Here is an 18467-nt window from a genome sequence, read left to right on the forward strand (position 1 = left end):
AGACAAAACAGACAATCGCCCCACACAACGGTGTATCAAATCCACGCCGCGTTTGCGTTCGACAGCTGTATCAAATCGAAACTGCGTTTGACAGCATCGTAATTGGTGCCGCCATTGGCAGTCAAAGCATTCACAAAAGTCTTTGCCTGTGCAATTGATACCCAACCCGCACTGTTCGCCACAGCTGCGTCCGAGAAAGTCACGATACGTACCTTGATGTCGCCCAGGTTGTCGTACTGATCGAGCAACAGCGCAACGGAATCTTTCATGATCTGCAGTCGCGTGGTGTTGCCTACAGCGGACCCCATGCTGCCGGAAACGTCGAGGATCAGTTCGATGTTGGTGTTGATGGCAGGCAACGTCACTACGCGTGTGCTGGCAACAGCGGCCGGCGCATCGTCTTCAATATTGAGTGTGATGGTGCCTGTTGCTGTTGCTGACGGAGATCCAGGGTCCGTCGCTGTTACGCCGATGTTCAGTGATCTGATGTTTTCATTACCACCGGTGGGGTGATCGATCGCCTTGGACAAAGTGATCGTGTAGTTACCGGTATTGTCAATGGTGGCCCGCAACACTTCGACGCCGGATGCGCTGCCGACGAGTGGCGAAGCACTGGTTCCATTACCTGTCCATGTCACCGCCACACCACCAGAAGTTAGCACTCCTGCAGGGGCCGTGAGTGTGATCGTCGGTGTGCTGTCGATATCAGAAATCGCAATGGTTCCGCTCACGCTCCGTGCGTTTGTTGTATCGCTGGGGTTGCCCGCGGTATCTTGGATGCCTCCCGCGAGACCTTCTTCCGACACACTGGCACTACTGGATCCGACGGTAGGCGCGTCATTGACGGCGATGACATTGACGGAGATGTTAGCGGTTTCGGAGACGCCACCGGAGGTGACGGTGTAGGAGAACACAGGCACGGTGCCGTTGAAGTTTGTAGCCGGTGTGAACGTGAGGACATTGCCTGCAGCCAGGCTGACAGAGCCATTGGTCACAGCGACAGAGCCACCCACTGCGATGGCGGTGCCGTTGATCGCGGTGATCTGAGGATTGGCGCCTTCGAAGTTGTCCGCACTGGCGCCATTGGTGCCGGTGATGGGGTTAAAGCTGATGGCGGTGTCTTCATTGGTGGAGACCGCGTCGGCGACGATATCGGCAATGGAGGCCACATTGATGGCGACCGTATCGGTGTCGCTGAAGGTGCCGTCGGTGGTGGTCAGCGTCAGCGTTGCGCCGCCGTTGTAGTCGGCAGTGGGCGCGAAGCTCAAGCCATTCAACGCACCGTTAATAGCTGCTGCAGTGCCGGTGATCGTCACAGAGCCGGAGCCATTGTTGGTGATGGTGGCGCCGGCAAAGGCCACGGCAGTCAGGGTGCCGTTAGTGACGGCCACCGTAGTGCTCAGAGTGCCGCCATCGACATCAGACACCGACAGTGCGTTGTTGTTGGCGGTGCTGAAGACGCGGGTGGTGTCTTCGTTGGTGGATTGTGCTGCAGGAACGCCATTGACTGGTGGGTCATTGACGGCGATGACATTGACGGAGACGTTAGCGGTTTCGGAGACGCCACCGGAGGTGACGGTGTAGGAGAACACAGGCACGGTGCCGTTGAAGTTTGTAGCCGGTGTGAACGTGAGGACATTGCCTGCAGCCAGGCTGACAGAGCCATTGGTCACAGCGACAGAGCCACCCACTGCGATGGCGGTGCCGTTGATCGCGGTGATCTGAGGATTGGCGCCTTCGAAGTTGTCCGCACTGGCGCCATTGGTGCCGGTGATGGGGTTAAAGCTGATGACGGTGTCTTCATTGGTGGAGACCGCGTCGGCGACGATATCGGCAATGGAGGCCACATTGATGGCGACCGTATCGGTGTCGCTGAAGGTGCCGTCGGTGGTGGTCAGCGTCAGCGTTGCGCCGCCGTTGTAGTCGGCAGTGGGCGCGAAGCTCAAGCCATTCAACGCACCGTTAATAGCTGCTGCAGTGCCGGTGATCGTCACAGAGCCGGAGCCATTGTTGGTGATGGTGGCGCCGGCAAAGGCCACGGCAGTCAGGGTGCCGTTAGTGACGGCCACCGTAGTGCTCAGAGTGCCGCCATCGACATCAGACACCGACAGTGCGTTGTTGTTGGCGGTGCTGAAGACGCGGGTGGTGTCTTCGTTGGTGGATTGTGCTGCAGGAACGCCATTGACTGGTGGGTCATTGACGGCGATGACATTGACGGAGACGTTAGCGGTTTCGGAGACGCCACCGGAGGTGACGGTGTAGGAGAACACAGGCACGGTGCCGTTGAAGTTTGTAGCCGGTGTGAACGTGAGGACATTGCCTGCAGCCAGGCTGACAGAGCCATTGGTCACAGCGACAGAGCCACCCACTGCGATGGCGGTGCCGTTGATCGCGGTGATCTGAGGATTGGCGCCTTCGAAGTTGTCCGCACTGGCGCCATTGGTGCCGGTGATGGGGTTAAAGCTGATGGCGGTGTCTTCATTGGTGGAGACCGCGTCGGCGACGATATCGGCAATGGAGGCCACATTGATGGCGACCGTATCGGTGTCGCTGAAGGTGCCGTCGGTGGTGGTCAGCGTCAGCGTTGCGCCGCCGTTGTAGTCGGCAGTGGGCGCGAAGCTCAAGCCATTCAACGCACCGTTAATAGCTGCTGCAGTGCCGGTGATCGTCACAGAGCCGGAGCCATTGTTGGTGATGGTGGCGCCGGCAAAGGCCACGGCAGTCAGGGTGCCGTTAGTGACGGCCACCGTAGTGCTCAGAGTGCCGCCATCGACATCAGACACCGACAGTGCGTTGTTGTTGGCGGTGCTGAAGACGCGGGTGGTGTCTTCGTTGGTGGATTGTGCTGCAGGAACGCCATTGACTGGTGGGTCATTGACGGCGATGACATTGACGGAGACGTTAGCGGTTTCGGAGACGCCACCGGAGGTGACGGTGTAGGAGAACACAGGCACGGTGCCGTTGAAGTTTGTAGCCGGTGTGAACGTGAGGACATTGCCTGCAGCCAGGCTGACAGAGCCATTGGTCACAGCGACAGAGCCACCCACTGCGATGGCGGTGCCGTTGATCGCGGTGATCTGAGGATTGGCGCCTTCGAAGTTGTCCGCACTGGCGCCATTGGTGCCGGTGATGGGGTTAAAGCTGATGGCGGTGTCTTCATTGGTGGAGACCGCGTCGGCGACGATATCGGCAATGGAGGCCACATTGATGGCGACCGTATCGGTGTCGCTGAAGGTGCCGTCGGTGGTGGTCAGCGTCAGCGTTGCGCCGCCGTTGTAGTCGGCAGTGGGCGCGAAGCTCAAGCCATTCAACGCACCGTTAATAGCTGCTGCAGTGCCGGTGATCGTCACAGAGCCGGAGCCATTGTTGGTGATGGTGGCGCCGGCAAAGGCCACGGCAGTCAGGGTGCCGTTAGTGACGGCCACCGTAGTGCTCAGAGTGCCGCCATCGACATCAGACACCGACAGTGCGTTGTTGTTGGCGGTGCTGAAGACGCGGGTGGTGTCTTCGTTGGTGGATTGTGCTGCAGGAACGCCATTGACTGGTGGGTTGTCATTGTCGGTAATGGTGGTCGTGATAGAACTGTTGCCCACAGCAAGGTTCTCATATCCGCCGCCGGTTGAGCCGGTAATCAATACCCTGAACTGTTCGCCAGTATCTGACACCGCATCGTCCAGCGTTGTAACAACGAATGTTGCTGTTGTGGTTCCTGCCGCGATTGTTACTGTCCTTGATACCGGGACTAAGTCCCCATCATTTGTAGTGATGTGGTTAGTTACTACGCTCACTACCAAGTCGGTTGCAGGGGCTTTGTCCACAGTCAACGTGTACGTAGCAGTCGAACCTTCGGTGATGTCTGTTGGACCGGATAACGACAGGTTTGCCGTGTCCTCTGGGCCGGGGGTGGCGGGGCCGCCGGGAGTCACATCATCATTGATGGTGGTAGTGACAGAGCTGGCAGCGGGGTTGGCGGAGATCGCCTCAAAGCCGCCACCGGAGATGGCGCCCAATTCCACGACGATGGTCTCGCCGTTATCGGCCAAAGCGTCATCGAGGGTGGTGAGGTCGAAGGTGGCAGAAGTGGCGCCTGCGGGGACAGTCACATTGACCACACGGGTGTAGTCGGAGCCATCGGTGGCGGTGCCGGAGTATGTCAAAGCGACAGTGACGGGGGTGACGGCGGCCTGGCTGAGAGTGACGGTATAGCCGGAGGCGGACTGACCCTCAGTGACGGAGGCAGGACCGGTGAGGGAGACGGAGACCGTGTCCTCTGGGCCGGGGGTGCCGGGGCCGCCGGGAGTCACATCATCATTGATGGTGGTAGTGACAGAGCTGGCAGCGGGGTTGGCGGAGATCGCCTCAAAGCCGCCACCGGAGATGGCGCCCAATTCCACGACGATGGTCTCGCCGTTATCGGCCAAAGCGTCATCGAGGGTGGTGAGGTCGAAGGTGGCAGAAGTGGCGCCTGCGGGGACAGTCACATTGACCACACGGGTGTAGTCGGAGCCATCGGTGGCGGTGCCGGAGTATGTCAAAGCGACAGTGACGGGGGTGACGGCGGCCTGGCTGAGAGTGACGGTATAGCCGGAGGCGGACTGACCCTCAGTGACGGAGGCAGGACCGGTGAGGGAGACGGAGACCGTGTCCTCTGGGCCGGGGGTGCCGGGGCCGCCGGGAGTCACATCATCATTGATGGTGGTAGTGACAGAGCTGGCAGCGGGGTTGGCGGAGATCGCCTCAAAGCCGCCACCGGAGATGGCGCCCAATTCCACGACGATGGTCTCGCCGTTATCGGCCAAAGCGTCATCGAGGGTGGTGAGGTCGAAGGTGGCAGAAGTGGCGCCTGCGGGGACAGTCACATTGACCACACGGGTGTAGTCGGAGCCATCGGTGGCGGTGCCGGAGTATGTCAAAGCGACAGTGACGGGGGTGACGGCGGCCTGGCTGAGAGTGACGGTATAGCCGGAGGCGGACTGACCCTCAGTGACGGAGGCAGGACCGGTGAGGGAGACGGAGACCGTGTCCTCTGGGCCGGGGGTGCCGGGGCCGCCGGGAGTCACATCATCATTGATGGTGGTAGTGACAGAGCTGGCAGCGGGGTTGGCGGAGATCGCCTCAAAGCCGCCACCGGAGATGGCGCCCAATTCCACGACGATGGTCTCGCCGTTATCGGCCAAAGCGTCATCGAGGGTGGTGAGGTCGAAGGTGGCAGAAGTGGCGCCTGCGGGGACAGTCACATTGACCACACGGGTGTAGTCGGAGCCATCGGTGGCGGTGCCGGAGTATGTCAAAGCGACAGTGACGGGGGTGACGGCGGCCTGGCTGAGAGTGACGGTATAGCCGGAGGCGGACTGACCCTCAGTGACGGAGGCAGGACCGGTGAGGGAGACGGAGACCGTGTCCTCTGGGCCGGGGGTGCCGGGGCCGCCGGGAGTCACATCATCATTGATGGTGGTAGTGACAGAGCTGGCAGCGGGGTTGGCGGAGATCGCCTCAAAGCCGCCACCGGAGATGGCGCCCAATTCCACGACGATGGTCTCGCCGTTATCGGCCAAAGCGTCATCGAGGGTGGTGAGGTCGAAGGTGGCAGAAGTGGCGCCTGCGGGGACAGTCACATTGACCACACGGGTGTAGTCGGAGCCATCGGTGGCGGTGCCGGAGTATGTCAAAGCGACAGTGACGGGGGTGACGGCGGCCTGGCTGAGAGTGACGGTATAGCCGGAGGCGGACTGACCCTCAGTGACGGAGGCAGGACCGGTGAGGGAGACGGAGACCGTGTCCTCTGGGCCGGGGGTGCCGGGGCCGCCGGGAGTCACATCATCATTGATGGTGGTAGTGACAGAGCTGGCAGCGGGGTTGGCGGAGATCGCCTCAAAGCCGCCACCGGAGATGGCGCCCAATTCCACGACGATGGTCTCGCCGTTATCGGCCAAAGCGTCATCGAGGGTGGTGAGGTCGAAGGTGGCAGAAGTGGCGCCTGCGGGGACAGTCACATTGACCACACGGGTGTAGTCGGAGCCATCGGTGGCGGTGCCGGAGTATGTCAAAGCGACAGTGACGGGGGTGACGGCGGCCTGGCTGAGAGTGACGGTATAGCCGGAGGCGGACTGACCCTCAGTGACGGAGGCAGGACCGGTGAGGGAGACGGAGACCGTGTCCTCTGGGCCGGGGGTGCCGGGGCCGCCGGGAGTCACATCATCATTGATGGTGGTAGTGACAGAGCTGGCAGCGGGGTTGGCGGAGATCGCCTCAAAGCCGCCACCGGAGATGGCGCCCAATTCCACGACGATGGTCTCGCCGTTATCGGCCAAAGCGTCATCGAGGGTGGTGAGGTCGAAGGTGGCAGAAGTGGCGCCTGCGGGGACAGTCACATTGACCACACGGGTGTAGTCGGAGCCATCGGTGGCGGTGCCGGAGTATGTCAAAGCGACAGTGACGGGGGTGACGGCGGCCTGGCTGAGAGTGACGGTATAGCCGGAGGCGGACTGACCCTCAGTGACGGAGGCAGGACCGGTGAGGGAGACGGAGACCGTGTCCTCTGGGCCGGGGGTGCCGGGGCCGCCGGGAGTCACATCATCATTGATGGTGGTAGTGACAGAGCTGGCAGCGGGGTTGGCGGAGATCGCCTCAAAGCCGCCACCGGAGATGGCGCCCAATTCCACGACGATGGTCTCGCCGTTATCGGCCAAAGCGTCATCGAGGGTGGTGAGGTCGAAGGTGGCAGAAGTGGCGCCTGCGGGGACAGTCACATTGACCACACGGGTGTAGTCGGAGCCATCGGTGGCGGTGCCGGAGTATGTCAAAGCGACAGTGACGGGGGTGACGGCGGCCTGGCTGAGAGTGACGGTATAGCCGGAGGCGGACTGACCCTCAGTGACGGAGGCAGGACCGGTGAGGGAGACGGAGACCGTGTCCTCTGGGCCGGGGGTGCCGGGGCCGCCGGGAGTCACATCATCATTGATGGTGGTAGTGACAGAGCTGGCAGCGGGGTTGGCGGAGATCGCCTCAAAGCCGCCACCGGAGATGGCGCCCAATTCCACGACGATGGTCTCGCCGTTATCGGCCAAAGCGTCATCGAGGGTGGTGAGGTCGAAGGTGGCAGAAGTGGCGCCTGCGGGGACAGTCACATTGACCACACGGGTGTAGTCGGAGCCATCGGTGGCGGTGCCGGAGTATGTCAAAGCGACAGTGACGGGGGTGACGGCGGCCTGGCTGAGAGTGACGGTATAGCCGGAGGCGGACTGACCCTCAGTGACGGAGGCAGGACCGGTGAGGGAGACGGAGACCGTGTCCTCTGGGCCGGGGGTGGCCTCGTCTTGCAGGTTTAATGTTTGCGTGTCATCGCCAATCGTCGCATTTATAGGTGCACTAATTTGAACGCTGAAGGTCTCTGTACCTTCCAGAAGAGCGTCATCAAGGATTGATACCGTCACCGTTTTGCTAGTCTCACCTGGCGCAAACGTGAGTGAGCCTGATGTTGCAACATAGTCTGTACCTGCGATAGCAGTGCCATTGACCGTGTTGAAGTTCACCGTTGCGGGCAAGTTGGTTGCGCCTGTTTTTGTAACAGTGAAAGTGATCGTTCCAGCGTCTTCGTTGATCGTGAAGTCGCTGCCCATGTTGAACACCGGGCGGTCGTCATCTGTAATGCCTGTGCTGCCATCGTCAACAATGGTGCCCGTGCCTGTAGCAACAGCGATGGTTGCGCCCACAGGGTTACTTAAATTGACGTTAAAGGTTTCTGCTCCTTCTAGGACCCCGTCATTGGTGACGGCTACTGCAATCGTGCGAGTAGCTTCACCTGGCGCAAACGTGACCGTTCCTGGTGCGATCGTGAAATCTGCGGCTCCTGCGCTACCGTTGGTGCTGCTGAAGTCAACAGAAGCAACTTGACTCAAGTCGCCAGTTCGAGTGACCGTAAAAAAGACAGTCCCTGATGCTTCGTCAATTCGAACGCTGTTGATAGCTAACGACGGAACGTCACTTTCCAAGATGGTGCCGGTTCCTGTGACACTGCCAATAGTGATAGGCACGGTTTCGTTACCCTCAAACTGGGGGTCGTCGACCGTGGGGACCGATACGGTGAAGTTGCTTACTCCAGGCGGGACGGTGATGGTCCCGGCAGCTGCATTGAATATGACGCCGTTGCTAAAGCTCAATGTCCCCAAGTCCGCCGAGCTCGCTGTACCACCTCCGAGCGAAAAAGGATATGTACTGGCCGATGTCGTGACGCTGGAGAGCGCGACGTTGAAAACGAGCGTATTGCCTTCTGTTTGACTTGTGCTGCTAATGCCAGCAATGCTTGGTGCCGCAGGCGTGGCGGCGTTCTCTTGCACAAAGACTGTTTCTTGGGTGTCAGCGTCGCGATCAATGGATGCTGTACCCAGGGACTCATTGATCCGCATGACGCGGACGAAGCTATGAGAGTCACTGGCATCACCGCCGGAGAGGCCGGCCGCGGTCGCTTCGAGCTGTGTGCTCAGGTCTCCGCCTGACGCAATGATTTGTTCAATGGCTGCTGAACCGCTATTCAGGTCCCGTAAGGCGGCTTCAGTGGCATCGGTAGGGCTCAATCCCAGCAGATTGGCGTCGATCAACAGCTCTCTGCCAGCTTCCAAGCTGATGGCTTGCCCATTGGGCAAAGCCAACTCTAAGCGAGTCCCGTTCTCGGTGATGACGACTTGACCCTCTTGGATTTCGTCGCCGACCTTGATGGCACGCTTAGTTCCGTCCGGAGATACGACCCATGCGTTGCCTTGCAAAATTACGACGACGCCACGGGCTTGGGCGGAAACTTGGGATGTAGCCATGTCAAAAACTCCAGAATCAGCATTGAATACTGACCAATGTAGAGCCTTTGAACTGTCTTAGCTATTGTCCCGTAGTACAGGTTTTCGAAAATTATTGGATCCCGTGAACTTTTAACGCTAGTTGCAGGCGGTCCGTAACGTTCAGCTTTTCAAAAACAGCGCTCAAATGGGCTTTGACCGTTCGTTCGGTGATGTCGCATTGGGCTGCAATCACCGCATTGGTCGCGCCATGTGCGGCGAGGGATGCGATTTCCCGCTCCCGTGAGGTCAGTTGTTCGGCCCAATGGGTCGGGGCCGGTTTGCTCACCGGCATGGCGCTATTGGCCCGTTGGATCAATTGCTGCATCAGTTGTTGCCCGATCCACACATGGTCGGCCGAAGTCACCTGGTGGACCTGAAGAAGCGTTTCCGGATCTGCGAACGCATGGCAGTAGCCCGCACATCCTCTATCCAGCGCGATCATGGCCTCTTCGTCCTTGGGGTAAGAGCTGGCGGCCAGAATCCGCAGCTTTTTGTGTTGCAGCAGCTCGTTCCAAACAGGGTCAGACCACGGGGGAATATCGGCCACTGCCAAATCCAGCCAAACGATGTCACCAGTTCGGCGCACCAGACCTTTCAAGGCCGCGAAACTGCTGAGCTCTATCGGCGACTCGATGCCCAGCGCACTCCGCCAGTGCCTCAGTAAGCCGGGATCGCTGCTGACGAGCAGGGGCGCAGAGCTTTGTCTCATCGTTCAGTCATTGCGTTGGACTTGGCTCGCAGGATGGGCTTCATCAAGTAAGCCAGTACTGACTTCTTTCCTGTAAGTATGTCGACCTCCGCCACCATTCCAGGAATGATGGGCAGATTTTTTTGCCCGATGGTGGTGGCAAGCGTACGAACTTTGACCACAAAAAAGGCATTCCCTTTTTCGTCGATAACGCTATCCGCGCTGATCTGTTCGAGGGTTGCTTCCAGTCCGCCGTAGACGGCAAAGTCATAAGCGGTGAACTTGACCAAAGCCTTTTGCCCGGGGCGCAAGAATGCAATATCTCTGGGCAACACGCGCGCCTCGAGCAGCAGTGCGTCGTCAGAGGGAACAAGTTCAATCAAGTCTTTGCCAGGTTGCACCACCCCGCCCACGGTATTGACGCGCAATTGTTTGACTGTGCCATTGACCGGGGATCGAATTTCGGTTTGCTTGACCCGGTCTTCAAGTGCCGTGCTGCCTTCAGACAATGCGCTCAGTTTTGCACTGGTTTCACTCAGTTCAGAACGCGCAATGTTACGGAAGGTCAATTCCACTTCCTGAATTTTTCGGTTGGACTCGGCAACCGCGGATTCCAGACGTGGAATGTCCGAGTTCGCACTGTCTCTTTCACCCCGGTACCGGGCGACATCCCGTTCCAAACGCAGAAGCTCCACGTCAGAAACAGCGCCGGACTTGACCAGCGGACGTGTGAGCTCTAACTCACGGGCTGTAAGAGTAAAGCTCTGGGCTGCTTGCTCTCGCCGTGCGCGCACAGAGATCAACTCCTGTGATCGTTGGGAGGATTGTTGACGCGCTACCCCGACTGTCGCATCCAGTTCGGCACGGCGGGATTCATAGAGGGCCCTCTCTTGCTCGACCAGCAAGGGCGCCTCTTTGAGCACTTCTTCAGGGGGCACAAACCGCGAGCCTTCCGCCAGAGCCTTCAGGCGGGCGGCCTTGGCCAAGAGCGACAAGTATTGCGATTGGTTTTCACGCAGGGATGACACCATCCGTGTCGGGTCCACCTTCAGTAAAAGGTCGCCGGTTTTGACCACTTGACCTTCTCTGGCCAATATTTCGGAGACGATGCCACCGTCCAGGCTTTGCAAAATCTGAATCTGCCGTGACGGAATCACTTTGCCTTCACCGCGGGTTACTTCATCGAGTTCAGCCAATGCTGCCCACACAAGCAGAACAGCGACCGTCAATGCACTAAGCCAGACCACTATTCTTGCCCCATGGGGCGTTTGCTCTGCGATGGCCCAGTCTGCGCTGGCGTCGAAGTCGCTGTCGAGGCTCGCTTTTTTGGCGGCCGTGAGGTCCAACGCCCGGTCTAGTGCGGGGGAGCAGAAGCCGTAGACGCGCTCCCACAACCGCGTCCACCAAGCTTTTTCTTTGGCTGGGGTATCCATCAAGAGGCCCTCCCGATACGGCCACTTTGCAGTGCTTCCACCACCTGTGCCTTGGGGCCATCTGCGACGATTTTGCCGCTATCGATCACGATCAGCCGGTCCACCAATTCAAGCAGCGAGGTCCTGTGCGTGACCAGCACCATGGTTTTGCCGGTACAGAACCGCTTCAGGCGACTCTTCAAGGCGTCTTCGCTCTGGTGGTCCATCGCACTGCTGGGTTCATCGAGAAGCAGCATCGGACTGTCATTGAGAACGGCTCGTGCGATGCCGACCGCTTGCCGCTGCCCGCCTGAGAGGGACTCACCCCGCTCGCCGATGGTCATGTCAAAGCCTTTGGGGTGCTTGTTGGCAAACTCTGTGACTCCCGCCACTTCAGCTGCAGCCAGGATGTCTTGGTCGTCTGCGAAAGGCGCGCCCAGTGCAATGTTTTCTTTCAAAGTACCGTAAAAGAGGCTCACGTCTTGCGACACGAAGCCTGCGGCCCGGCGCAGCTCGGCGGGATCGATCTGCCGCGCGTCGATGCCATCGATCAAGATCGCGCCCTCAGTCGGTTGCTGCAGACCCAAAATCAGCCTTTGGATCGTGGATTTGCCCGACCCAATGCGCCCAATGAAGGCCACCTTCTCGCCAGCCTGGATTTTGAACGTAACGTTACTCAATACCGATTGCTGCTGCCCCGGGTAAGTAAAGCTCACATTTTTGAACTCGATGGTGCCTTGAAAGCTGCCCCGGTGAAGGTACGCGGTGTCTTCACTTCTTTCGGGTTGCTGTTGCATATGCATGTCTACCGACGCCAAGCCGCTTTTTGCGCTGTGGTACTGCAACAAAAGGCCTGCGACCTGACCAAATGGCGCCATCGCGCGACCCGCTAACATGGACGCAGCAATGATGGCGCCCATGCTGACCTGGTTGGCAATCAACAAATACACCCCCACGATGATGCTGGTAACAGACACCAATTGCTGCATGGCCTGTGCAAAGTTCATGGTTCCGTTGGAGAGCAGTTTCAGCTTTGTGCTGGTTTGCGCCAAGAACACGGTGCTCTGCTCCCACTGTCGCTGAAAGCTGCTTTCCGCCACCATGAATTTGATGGTTTCAATACCCACAAGGCTCTCTACCAAGGTCGCGTTTCGCTGGGATGTGGCCCGTTGGGAGGTTTCGACCAGCTCTTGCATCTTGCGCTGGGTTATCAGGGATACGATCAATAACAGCACGATGCAGACAAGCGGGGGTATCGCCAGCCAGGGCGAGATCCAGATCAGCGCCAGGAAGAACACCAGCACAAAGGGCAGGTCGACAATCGTCGTGATCGTAGCTGAGGCCACAAAGTCGCGAACAGACTCAAACGCCCGGAGGTTGGCGGCAAAAGACCCGACCGACGCTGGCCGGTCAGACATCTTCAAGCCAAGCACCCGCTCCATGATGCGCGCAGACAGTGTTACGTCAATCCGCTTGCCGGCCGTGTCCAATATATAGGCGCGCATCGTCCGCAGCACCGTATCAAACAGCATCATGAGAATGACACCTACCGTGAGCACCCAGAGCGTTTCTTCCGCACGGTTGGGGACTACGCGGTCATACACCGTCATCGAAAACATCGGCATTGCCAGCGCAAACAGGTTGATCAGCAGTGCTGCAATCAAGCTGTCCCGGTATAGGCGCCAATTCTGGAATACGACGCTCCAGAACCAATGTTTGGATTTGAGCTCACCGGTGGCGGGGGTTCGTGGATCAAACTTGAATACCGGGCGGACAAAGAACACCACGCCCGAAAACAAAGCCTCCAAATCCTTGCGACTGATCACGTCACCCGATTCTCCGCTTTCTGGAAAACGCACGCGCGCTTGATCGGTTTCCATCCATTCTAGGAACACGCAGGCCTGTTTGTTTTGCAAAAGCAAAATGACCGGCAAGAGTCCGGGGCGCAAATCGTCCAGTTTGCGTCGCGCCAAGCGGGCAGTCAGCCCTGCCCGGGCTGCAGCGCGGGGAAACAGCGCCGGGGTGACCAAGTTGTTTTCCAGGGGAAGACCCGCTGACACAGCGGCTTGCGTCGTCGTGATCCCGTAGATCCGCGCCAGAGAAACCAAACTATCCAGCAAAGGATCGACGTGGGTGCTGTGCTCACTGATGCGCCAGCCACTGTTGGGGGGCGGCGTGATTACGGCGGAGGTGGGCAATTGCACAGTCATTCAAATAATACGTTGGTCATCGTCCAATAGATTCAAAGCGCCTTGCATTCGATTGCGCAGGCCCTTGCGACGGGTGATTTTCTGCTGTGCGGCGACGGGGAGATCGGTGTGCCGGATGATGTTTTTCACAATCAGGGTGTCGATCAGGTCTTCCAGAACCCGCACAAACTCTGCGTCCGCCTCGCTGAAGCTGGACACGTTCCCGCTACCTTTCAGGAACGCCTGAATCGCCGGGTGGTCATCCGGAAGCAGTTCGCCGCCGGGTCTTTCCGTACGAGCGAGCGAGGCAATCGAGCCATCTTCATTTCTCAGCACGTGAAACATAACAGGCACATCCTCAAGGTAACGGGTGGGCTGGAGCGTGCGCCCGAGCGCGTTCATACTAGCACTGCAACTTCAAATTCCGAAGGCAAAAAAGCCCTGGTTTTTACGAATATTTGCTGAGGCGATTGCAGTGCGGCGGGCTTTCACCTCGCCAGTGCAGAGGCCTGCTCAATCACGCCCCCGCCCAAACAAACCTCGCCTTGGTACAGCACCGCGGATTGTCCAGGCGTCACGGCCCACTGCGCTTGTGGAAACTGCAATGCGAACGTGGCCGGCCCATCGGCATGGAATGTGCAGGGTGCATCGGCTTGGCGGTAGCGTGTCTTCGCCCCTGCAGATTGCGGGGCCGGCGGAGTGCCTGCAACCCAACTTGCATTCAGCGCTGACAAGTTTTCTGACAACAACCAAGGGTGGTCATGGCCCTGAACGACCCACAAGGTGTTGTTGTCCAAATCCTTGCGCGCGACAAACCAAGGGTTGTGGTCGCCGCCGCCGCGCTGCGCACCTTTGGCCTTGATGCCACCAATGCCCAAGCCCTGGCGCTGGCCCAGGGTGTAGAACGACAGGCCGACATGCTCACCGATGGTGTGGCCTTTGGGGTTTTTGATCGGCCCGGGCTCTTTGGAGATGTAGCGATTCAAGAAGTCGCGGAAAGGGCGCTCCCCGATGAAGCAAATGCCCGTAGAGTCTTTCTTCTTGGCATTGGGCAGCCCGATGTCGTTTGCGATCCGGCGCACTTCGGTTTTATGAAGCTCACCCACTGGAAACAGCGTTTTGGACAACTGCGCCTGATTCAGCCGGTGCAAAAAGTAGCTCTGGTCCTTGGCGGGGTCCAAGCCTTTGAGTAACTCATGTTGGCCGCTGTCCTCATTGAGGCGCACCCGGGCGTAGTGACCTGTCGCAATTTTTTCGGCACCCAAGCGCATGGCGTGGTCTAAAAACGCCTTGAACTTGATCTCTGCGTTACACAGAATGTCCGGGTTGGGGGTGCGCCCGGCCTGGTACTCCTGCAAGAACTCTGCGAACACTCTGTCACGGTATTCGGCTGCAAAGTTGACGTGTTCGATTTCAATGCCTAGCACATCGGCCACGGCTGCGGCATCCACGAAGTCGATGTTGGAGGAGCAATATTCGCTGTCGTCATCGTCCTCCCAGTTTTTCATGAAGATGCCGACGACCTCATGGCCTTGCTGCTTTAACAGGTGGGCCGTGACCGCAGAGTCGACGCCGCCGCTCAGTCCCACCACAATTCGTTGCTTGCTCATGGCTGCATTTTAGTCGGCAGACCCGTATAGGGTGTTCAGGATAAAAAAGGCCACTAGCGCAGATTTAGTATGCGGATGTAGCTATGATTTTTGTAGCGACTCTATTGTGTGCAGCCTTGCAGGCTGGGGGCGCTGTACACCAAGGACAAAGGGAACCGTTGGCCGCGCAGGTAGTCTTCCATGCACTGCAGGACCAGGGGACTGCGATGCCGTTCTTGGCTGGCGCGAACCTCTTCGGGCGTGAGCCATAAGGTTCTGACGATGCCGGCATCCAAGGTGCGCCCGTCAATGGCTGGACCGACCGTTCCGCAAAAAGCAAACCGCACGTAGGTGATGTCTTCGGTACCGCTTGCGCTGGATCTCACAAACCGCGAGAGGTACACGCCCACCAAGGCGGTGGGCTCCAAGAGGTGGGCGGTTTCTTCCAGCGTCTCACGCACGCAGCCTTGCGCGGGCGATTCCCCCGGGTCCAGATGGCCGGCCGGATTGTTGAGCCGCAGGCCCTCTGGGGTGTGCTCCTCGACCAACAAGAAGCGCCCGTCGCGTTCAATTACCGCGGCCACCGTCACACTGGGTTTCCATCGTTCAGTCATGGCAGATTATGTGCATTTAGCGCAAAAGTCTTTGGCAAAACTCGCAACTTTAGCCCTATGGAATGCAGGGAAACTCATGTAAGCTTGCTGACAGCTTGAATCCAACCTTTATAGGAGAGCCGCATGCAGATAGGCGTACCCGCTGAAACACTAGCGGGCGAGACCCGAGTTGCCGTGACCCCGGAAACAGTCAAAAAGCTGAAATCCCAAGGGCACACGGTTCGTATCCAAAGCGGTGCCGGTGTAGCGGCCAGTGTGACGGACGAGGCCTATGTGGCTGCAGGCGCCGACATCACCGATGCGGCGGGTGCGCTCAGCTGCGACCTCGTTCTCAAGGTTCGCACCCCTACGGAGGCAGAGGCCGCGTCGATGACGCCTGGTTCCACCTTGGTGGGAATGCTCAACCCGTTTGATAAGGAGGGCCTACAGCGCTTGGCAGCCGCCAAGCTCAATGCCTATGCCCTCGAGGCCGCACCCCGCACCACCCGCGCACAAAGCATGGATGTGCTCTCCAGCCAGGCCAACATCGCCGGCTACAAAGCCGTGATGATGGCGGCCGACAAATACCAGCGCTTCTTCCCGATGCTCATGACAGCTGCCGGTACGGTGAAGGCTGCTCGCGTGGTGATCTTGGGGGTCGGCGTGGCCGGTTTGCAGGCGATTGCCACCGCCAAGCGCCTCGGGGCGGTGATCGAGGCCTCTGATGTGCGCCCCAGCGTCAAAGAACAAGTCGAGTCCTTGGGGGGCAAGTTCATCGACGTTCCTTACGAGACGGATGAAGAAAAAGAAGCCGCTGTAGGCGTGGGCGGTTACGCCAAACCCATGCCCCAGAGCTGGCTGGACCGCCAGAAAGCTGAAGTTGCCAAGCGCGTGGCGCAGGCTGATGTGGTGATCAGCACCGCGCTGATTCCCGGTCGCGCAGCCCCCACCCTGATCACCGAAGACATGGTCAAGTCCATGAAGCCCGGTTCGGTGATTGTGGACATTGCTGCGGGCAAAGGTCCGAACGGCGGAGGCAATTGCCCGCTGTCCGAGGCTGACAAGACCGTGGTCAAACATGGCGTCACCCTGATCGGCGAAACCAACCTGCCAGCACTGGTGGCGGCAGATGCTTCGTCCCTCTATGCGCGCAACGTGTTGGATTTCTTGAAGTTGATCCTCAACAAAGAAGGCGCTTTGCATATCGACCTCGAAGACGACATCGTGGCAGCCTGCCTGGTGACCCAAGGCGGCGAAGTGCGCCGCAAGTAAGCGCCACTCCACAGGCTCGTGTTTACGCATATTCCCGAATCCACCCTCACTTAAGGAGCGACACCATGGAAATGGTTTCCCCCACCATACTGAACCTGATCATCTTTGTGCTGGCCATCTACGTGGGTTACCACGTGGTCTGGACCGTGACGCCCGCACTCCACACCCCCTTGATGGCCGTAACCAACGCCATTTCCGCCATCGTCATTGTGGGGGCCATGCTGGCCGCTGCACTGACGGAAACAGGCCTGGGTAAAACGATGGGCGTGTTGGCGGTCGCGCTTGCTGCGGTGAATGTGTTCGGCGGCTTCATGGTGACGCGCCGCATGTTGGAAATGTTCAAGAAGAAAGAAAAGAAAGCCCCCACCGCAGGAGCCAAAGAATGAGCCTGAACCTCGTCACCCTGTTGTATCTTTTTGCCAGCGTCTGCTTTATTCAGGCGCTCAAAGGCCTGTCGCACCCGACCACTTCCATTCGCGGCAATGTGTTTGGCATGGTGGGTATGGGCGTGGCCGTCTTCACGACCGGCGCCTTGATCTTCAAACTCGCCGGGCAACTTGGCCAGGACGGCATGACCGGCATGGCCTGGGTGCTGGGCGCCTTGCTGGTGGGTGGCACCGCTGGCACGCTGATGGCCAAGCGCGTGGAAATGACCAAAATGCCCGAACTCGTGGCCTTCATGCACAGCATGATCGGCTTGGCCGCGGTGTTCATTGCCGTGGCTGCGGTGGCTGAGCCTTGGGCCTTCAGCATTGCAGCCAAGGGCGAGGCCATCCCCACCGGCAACCGCTTCGAGTTGTTCTTGGGTGCGGCCATTGGCGCCATCACCTTTAGCGGCTCGGTCATTGCATTCGGCAAGCTCAGCGGCAAATACAAGTTCCGCTTGTTCCAGGGCGCACCGGTGCAGTTCGCCGGTCAGCACAAGCTCAATCTGGTGTTGGGTCTTGCCACGCTAGGCTTGGGTTTGATGTTTGCCTTCACAGAAAACTGGACCGCGTTTTTTGTGATGCTGGCGCTCAGTTTCGTGATGGGCGTTCTCATCATCATCCCCATCGGCGGTGCCGACATGCCGGTGGTGGTGTCCATGCTCAATAGCTATTCCGGCTGGGCGGCAGCGGGCATCGGCTTCAGCTTGAACAACAGCATGCTCATCATTGCCGGCTCTCTGGTCGGATCCAGCGGCGCCATTCTGAGCTACATCATGTGCAAGGCGATGAACCGCTCGTTCTTCAACGTGATTCTGGGCGGCTTCGGGGGCGACGCGTCTTCTGGCCCGGCGGGTGCCGCGGTACAGCGCTCCGTCAAAAGCGGCAGTGCGGATGACGCGGCCTTTGTGTTGGGCAATGCCGAGACGGTAGTGATCGTGCCCGGCTACGGCTTGGCTGTAGCCCGCGCTCAGCACGCCGTCAAAGAACTGGCTGCCAAGCTCACCGAGAAGGGCATTACTGTCAAGTACGCCATTCACCCTGTAGCGGGCCGTATGCCGGGCCACATGAACGTGCTGCTGGCGGAAGCTGAAGTGCCCTACGACCAGGTGTTTGAGATGGAAGACATCAACGGCGAATTCGGCCAAGCGGATGTGGCCATCATCCTGGGCGCCAACGACGTGGTGAATCCCGCTGCCCACATCAAGGGCAGCCCGATCTACGGCATGCCGATTCTGGAGGCCTACAAAGCCAAGACCATCATCGTGAACAAGCGCTCCATGGCAGCGGGTTATGCCGGCTTGGACAACGAGTTGTTCTATATGGATAAGACCATGATGGTGTTTGGCGACGCCAAAAAAGTCGTCGAGGACATGGGTAAAGCCATCGAATAGAGGCGCACGCCTAAGTACAGCCCGCCTAAGGTAAACACCGTGGGCGGGCTTGTTCGTCTGCATCAAAATAGCAG

The 18467-nt window shown here is 59.0% G+C and carries 10 protein-coding genes; 3 read left to right on the top strand and 7 right to left on the bottom strand.

What is annotated here, in order from left to right; genetic code table 11:
* Positions 1-35: 35 nt before the first annotated feature.
* From RAE21_RS17515 to RAE21_RS17545, 7 genes are all read right to left on the bottom strand, one after another.
* The gene (locus tag RAE21_RS17515; protein WP_313882460.1) at positions 36-8810 is read right to left on the bottom strand and encodes a Calx-beta domain-containing protein; all 8775 of its coding nucleotides are present in this window, start codon (positions 8808-8810) and stop codon (positions 36-38) included.
* Positions 8811-8901: 91 nt separating this feature from the next.
* Positions 8902-9540, bottom strand: coding sequence for a response regulator transcription factor (locus RAE21_RS17520; RefSeq protein WP_313882461.1), 639 nt, complete (start codon positions 9538-9540; stop codon positions 8902-8904).
* Positions 9537-10952 (bottom strand): HlyD family type I secretion periplasmic adaptor subunit, encoded by a 1416-nt coding sequence (locus RAE21_RS17525; RefSeq protein ID WP_313882462.1) that lies wholly within the window; start codon positions 10950-10952, stop codon positions 9537-9539. The genes RAE21_RS17520 and RAE21_RS17525 overlap by 4 nt, the downstream gene beginning before the upstream one ends.
* A complete protein-coding gene (locus RAE21_RS17530; RefSeq protein WP_428984044.1) occupies positions 10952-13141 on the bottom strand; it encodes a type I secretion system permease/ATPase in 2190 nt (729 codons plus the stop codon). The genes RAE21_RS17525 and RAE21_RS17530 overlap by 1 nt, the downstream gene beginning before the upstream one ends.
* The gene (locus RAE21_RS17535) at positions 13142-13522 is read right to left on the bottom strand and encodes a hypothetical protein (RefSeq protein WP_313882464.1); all 381 of its coding nucleotides are present in this window, start codon (positions 13520-13522) and stop codon (positions 13142-13144) included. It abuts the gene before it with no gap.
* A gap of 86 nt (positions 13523-13608) precedes the next feature.
* A complete protein-coding gene (mnmA, locus tag RAE21_RS17540; protein ID WP_313882465.1) occupies positions 13609-14730 on the bottom strand; it encodes a tRNA 2-thiouridine(34) synthase MnmA in 1122 nt (373 codons plus the stop codon).
* A 101-nt stretch (positions 14731-14831) separates the two neighbouring features.
* Positions 14832-15323 (bottom strand): NUDIX hydrolase, encoded by a 492-nt coding sequence (locus tag RAE21_RS17545; RefSeq protein WP_313882466.1) that lies wholly within the window; start codon positions 15321-15323, stop codon positions 14832-14834.
* A gap of 123 nt (positions 15324-15446) precedes the next feature.
* Between RAE21_RS17545 and RAE21_RS17550 the strand changes: the two genes are divergently transcribed.
* The 3 genes from RAE21_RS17550 to RAE21_RS17560 all read left to right on the top strand — a co-directional run bounded on the left by RAE21_RS17550 (position 15447) and on the right by RAE21_RS17560 (position 18393).
* The gene (locus RAE21_RS17550) at positions 15447-16574 is read left to right on the top strand and encodes a Re/Si-specific NAD(P)(+) transhydrogenase subunit alpha (RefSeq protein ID WP_313882467.1); all 1128 of its coding nucleotides are present in this window, start codon (positions 15447-15449) and stop codon (positions 16572-16574) included.
* A 65-nt stretch (positions 16575-16639) separates the two neighbouring features.
* A complete protein-coding gene (locus RAE21_RS17555) occupies positions 16640-16960 on the top strand; it encodes an NAD(P) transhydrogenase subunit alpha part 2 (RefSeq protein WP_313874870.1) in 321 nt (106 codons plus the stop codon).
* The gene (locus RAE21_RS17560) at positions 16957-18393 is read left to right on the top strand and encodes an NAD(P)(+) transhydrogenase (Re/Si-specific) subunit beta (RefSeq protein ID WP_313882468.1); all 1437 of its coding nucleotides are present in this window, start codon (positions 16957-16959) and stop codon (positions 18391-18393) included. The genes RAE21_RS17555 and RAE21_RS17560 overlap by 4 nt, the downstream gene beginning before the upstream one ends.
* Positions 18394-18467 lie beyond the last annotated feature (74 nt).

Source organism: Rhodoferax potami, from assembly GCF_032193765.1.
Lineage (GTDB): Bacteria > Pseudomonadota > Gammaproteobacteria > Burkholderiales > Burkholderiaceae_C > Allorhodoferax > Allorhodoferax potami.

Coding starts and splice junctions, on each gene's coding strand:
- RAE21_RS17545 (WP_313882466.1), bottom strand. CDS start 15,323: ATGACTGAACGATGGAAACCCAGTGTGACGGTGGCCGCGGTAATTGAA.
- RAE21_RS17525 (WP_313882462.1), bottom strand. CDS start 10,952: ATGGATACCCCAGCCAAAGAAAAAGCTTGGTGGACGCGGTTGTGGGAG.
- RAE21_RS17520 (WP_313882461.1), bottom strand. CDS start 9,540: ATGAGACAAAGCTCTGCGCCCCTGCTCGTCAGCAGCGATCCCGGCTTA.
- RAE21_RS17535 (WP_313882464.1), bottom strand. CDS start 13,522: ATGAACGCGCTCGGGCGCACGCTCCAGCCCACCCGTTACCTTGAGGAT.
- RAE21_RS17555 (WP_313874870.1), top strand. CDS start 16,640: ATGGAAATGGTTTCCCCCACCATACTGAACCTGATCATCTTTGTGCTG.
- RAE21_RS17515 (WP_313882460.1), bottom strand. CDS start 8,810: ATGGCTACATCCCAAGTTTCCGCCCAAGCCCGTGGCGTCGTCGTAATT.
- RAE21_RS17530 (WP_428984044.1), bottom strand. CDS start 13,141: ATGACTGTGCAATTGCCCACCTCCGCCGTAATCACGCCGCCCCCCAAC.
- RAE21_RS17550 (WP_313882467.1), top strand. CDS start 15,447: ATGCAGATAGGCGTACCCGCTGAAACACTAGCGGGCGAGACCCGAGTT.
- RAE21_RS17560 (WP_313882468.1), top strand. CDS start 16,957: ATGAGCCTGAACCTCGTCACCCTGTTGTATCTTTTTGCCAGCGTCTGC.
- mnmA (WP_313882465.1), bottom strand. CDS start 14,730: ATGAGCAAGCAACGAATTGTGGTGGGACTGAGCGGCGGCGTCGACTCT.